2 protein-coding genes, 2 tRNA genes and 1 pseudogene are annotated in these 3,389 nt (G+C 48.8%); 3 read left to right on the top strand and 2 right to left on the bottom strand.

Annotated elements, in window-relative coordinates:
* Positions 1 to 49 precede the first annotated feature (49 nt).
* Together E0D98_RS22550 and E0D98_RS22555 are read left to right on the top strand one after the other, a co-directional pair.
* A tRNA-Asp gene (locus E0D98_RS22550) sits at positions 50 to 126 on the top strand.
* An 8-nt stretch (positions 127 to 134) separates the two neighbouring features.
* Positions 135 to 210 (top strand) — tRNA-Trp (locus E0D98_RS22555).
* 95 nt (positions 211 to 305) lie between these two features.
* On the opposite strand, the gene hdfR is transcribed toward E0D98_RS22555, so the two are convergent.
* A complete protein-coding gene (hdfR, locus tag E0D98_RS22560) occupies positions 306 to 1,145 on the bottom strand; it encodes an HTH-type transcriptional regulator HdfR (RefSeq protein ID WP_000379246.1) in 840 nt (279 codons plus the stop codon).
* Positions 1,146 to 1,263: 118 nt separating this feature from the next.
* Here hdfR and maoP point away from each other — a divergent pair, with 118 nt between their 5' ends.
* Positions 1,264 to 1,602 carry a macrodomain Ori organization protein MaoP gene (gene maoP, locus E0D98_RS22565; RefSeq protein WP_000841001.1) on the top strand — a complete coding sequence of 113 codons (339 nt, stop codon included), beginning with the start codon at positions 1,264 to 1,266 and terminating at the stop codon, positions 1,600 to 1,602.
* Positions 1,603 to 1,626: 24 nt separating this feature from the next.
* Here maoP and E0D98_RS22570 read toward each other — a convergent pair.
* Positions 1,627 to 3,132 (bottom strand): annotated as a pseudogene (locus E0D98_RS22570) (YifB family Mg chelatase-like AAA ATPase).
* Positions 3,133 to 3,389 lie beyond the last annotated feature (257 nt).

The following is a 3,389-nucleotide window of genomic DNA, read 5'->3' on the forward strand; positions in this document are numbered from 1 at the left end:
ATTAAGCAGTAAGCCGGTCATAAAACCGGTGGTTGTAAAAGAATTCGGTGGAGCGGTAGTTCAGTCGGTTAGAATACCTGCCTGTCACGCAGGGGGTCGCGGGTTCGAGTCCCGTCCGTTCCGCCACCCTAATTAGGGGCGTAGTTCAATTGGTAGAGCACCGGTCTCCAAAACCGGGTGTTGGGAGTTCGAGTCTCTCCGCCCCTGCCAGAAATCATCCTTAGCGAAAGCTAAGGATTTTTTTTATCTGAAATAACCCTCTCTGAAGTAAATCCTTCTACCGGCATCCTTGCCAGCCATTCATATTAATACACTTCATCCAGCACGTTAATTTTCAATAGATCGCGAATCAACGTATTTTTATCGCTATTTTGCAGCCATATGGCATAAAGCGGCCGTGAAAGTGTTGTGCTATCGACAACGGTATGCAGGCCGCCTTTTTTACGCGCCCAGCTGACGGGTAGCCAGGTGCAACCATTAAGCATCGCAATCTGTTGCTGTGCCAGTTCAGCAGAACTGGTTGTCAGAATGGGCACTTCGTCAGCACCGATCAAACCTGCCTCATGCTGTTGAAAATCTGGCCCCCACTCCAGTCGCAGATAGTTAAGATCTCCCTTTAGTTTAGAAGGGGCACTGGTATAAAGCGCTAAAGTGAAATACCCCAGCAACTGACTACTAAATTCGTCCATTTTGGGCGCTTCAGTGGTAATAAGAAGATCAAGCTGGCGTTCATGCAGCTGTTTTACCAGAGACTGCCGTTGGGCAATTCGCGCTTCGAACTGTAAGCCTGTATGGGCATCCTGATTTTGATACAAACGTCCCAGCCACTGATTAAGCATACATTCCCACAATGAGGCGCTGGCACCGATAGAAAACTCGTTATGTCGTGAGGTATGCGCCACCTCCTTACGGGCGGCCTGCCAGGTGCTCATGAGCGTTTCTGCATAAGGCAGTAGTTTTTCACCGGCAGCGGTTAAACGGATATTGTTTCTGTGGCGGGTGAAAAGGTTCACACCCAGTTGATTTTCCAGTTGTCTGATTCGAAAGCTCACTGCTGACTGGGTCAGATAGAGCGATTCAGCCGCTCGACCAAAGTGACGCGTTCGGCTAACTTCCAGGAAAGTTTTTAACAATTCCGTATCCACAGTGCTCTCCGCAAAATTATTTGTCGTTATGATTTAAATGTTTTGTTTTACACTCTGTCAAGCGTAACTAATACTCCGCGCCATAACTAGCTCGGTCAAAGAATTAGGAGCGTGCAGGATGGCGGAAAGCTTTACGACGACTAATCGATATTTCGACAATAAACATTATCCACGTGGATTCTCTCGTCATGGTGATTTCACCATCAAAGAGGCACAACTGCTTGAGCGTCATGGTTATGCCTTCAATGAGTTGGATCTTGGCAAACGCGAGCCGGTTACCGAGGAAGAGAAACTCTTCGTAGCAGTATGCCGTGGCGAACGTGAGCCAGTGACAGAAGCAGAACGCGTGTGGTCCAAGTATATGACGCGTATCAAGCGTCCAAAACGTTTTCACACCCTTTCCGGCGGTAAACCGCAGGTTGAAGGTGCTGAAGACTACACCGATTCTGACGATTAATAAAAAGGGCGAAATGCCCTTTTTTTATGTCAGTAGTTTTTGCAGATGGATGAGCAAACGGTCAATGGCACGATAGCTAACTGCCTCCTGCAAATGCTGACGTGTGATAATGTCGGACTGATCAATATCAGCAATGGTTCGTGCAACTTTCAATAACCGCTGCCAGGCACGAATCGATAACCCCAGATGGATCAGCGTTTCTTCCAGCCACTGCGCATCTTCGTTCTCAAGCTTGCAGAATTGGCGTATTTCCGGACTATCCAGCCAGGCGTTCAACTTATTCTGCCGCTTAAATTGGCGCTCTCTGGCAGCCATTACACGTTGTTTAACGGTGGTGCTGCTTTCTCCCGGCACTACCGTTTTACTCAAAATGCCGGGGGTGGTAATGGGATCTCCAGTGAGAGATCGAAGCGGTCGAGAAAGGGCCCCGAGAGCCGGTTGAGATAACGTAATGTCTGTTCTGGCGTGCAGCGGTTATGGTTTCCCTGATAATGTCCGGTAGGGCTGGGATTCATCGCCGCGACAAGCTGGAAACGGGCTGGATAGGTTATTTTTGCTCGTGTGCGTGAAAGATGGATCTGCCCGGATTCAATCGGCTCTCGCAAGGCATCCAGTGTACGCCGTTCAAACTCAGGTAACTCATCAAGAAAAAGCACGCCGTTATGCGCCAGCGAAATTTCACCTGGCCCTGGAATTGCACCACCGCCCACCATCGCAGTTAACGACGCACTGTGATGAGGTGAGCGGAACGGGCGCTGCCGCCATTGTTTTTGTACTGATTCAGCATTTACCAGACTTAATATCGCAGCGCTCTCCAGTGCCTCTTCATTGCTTAAATCTGGCAACAGGCCATTAATACGGCTGGCGAGCATTGTTTTACCTGTTCCCGGCGGTCCAATCAGTAAAAGGTTGTGCCCACCAGCGGCGGTAATTTCCAGTCCTCGCTTTCCTTGCTCCTGACCGACAACATCACTGAGATCATGTTGTAGCGCCCGGGATACTGCATCAGTTGGTTTCGGGCGTTCGAGAGTGTGCTTACCTTCCAGAAACGCACAGACAGCCTGCAGATGATCGGCTATCAGGCATCCTTCACCGTTAATTAGCCCCACTTCATCTTCGTTATCTTTCGCGACGATAATTTTTCTGCCCGACTTAATAGCTTCAGTTGCACTGGAGATTGCACCGGGAACGCCACGCAGAGCGCCTGTAAGCGCCAGTTCTCCGACTAATTCTATTGGCTGTAAGCTGTTCTGAGGCCGCCAGCAACGCAATGGCGATAGGTAAATCATATCGTCCCCCTTCTTTTGGCAGATCGGCTGGAGCCAGGTTGATGGTGATTTTTTTGGCCGGATATTCATATCCGCTATTGATAATGGCGCTGCGCACGCGATCGCGGGCTTCTTTTACCGTTGTTTCTGGTAAGCCCACCATCGTTAAACCGGGTAGACCTTTACTGATATGTACCTCAACAGTGATTGGGGGCGCATTTACTCCCAGGGCTGCGCGGGTATGAACAATTGACAGTGACATAAGCCCTCCTTGAGTCACCATTATGTGCATAAGATATCGCTGCTGTAGCCCGCTAATTCGTGAATTTTAGTGGCTGATTCCTGTTTATTTGTGCAAGTGAAGTTGAGTTGTTCTGGCGGTGGAATGATGCTCGCAAAAATGCAGCGGACAAAGGATGAACTACGAGGGAGGGAACAACATTCGTACTGAAATTGAATTTTTTTCACTCACTATTTTCTTTTTAAAAAACAACAATTTCTATTGAAATTATTAAAGCC

Source organism: Escherichia sp. KCJ4928 (assembly GCF_004352695.1).
In the GTDB taxonomy this organism is placed as follows: Bacteria; Pseudomonadota; Gammaproteobacteria; order Enterobacterales; family Enterobacteriaceae; genus ECMA0423.

Excerpts from the sequence above, each read along its gene's own strand:
- maoP (WP_000841001.1), top strand. The coding sequence starts at position 1,264 with ATGGCGGAAAGCTTTACGACGACTAATCGATATTTCGACAATAAACAT.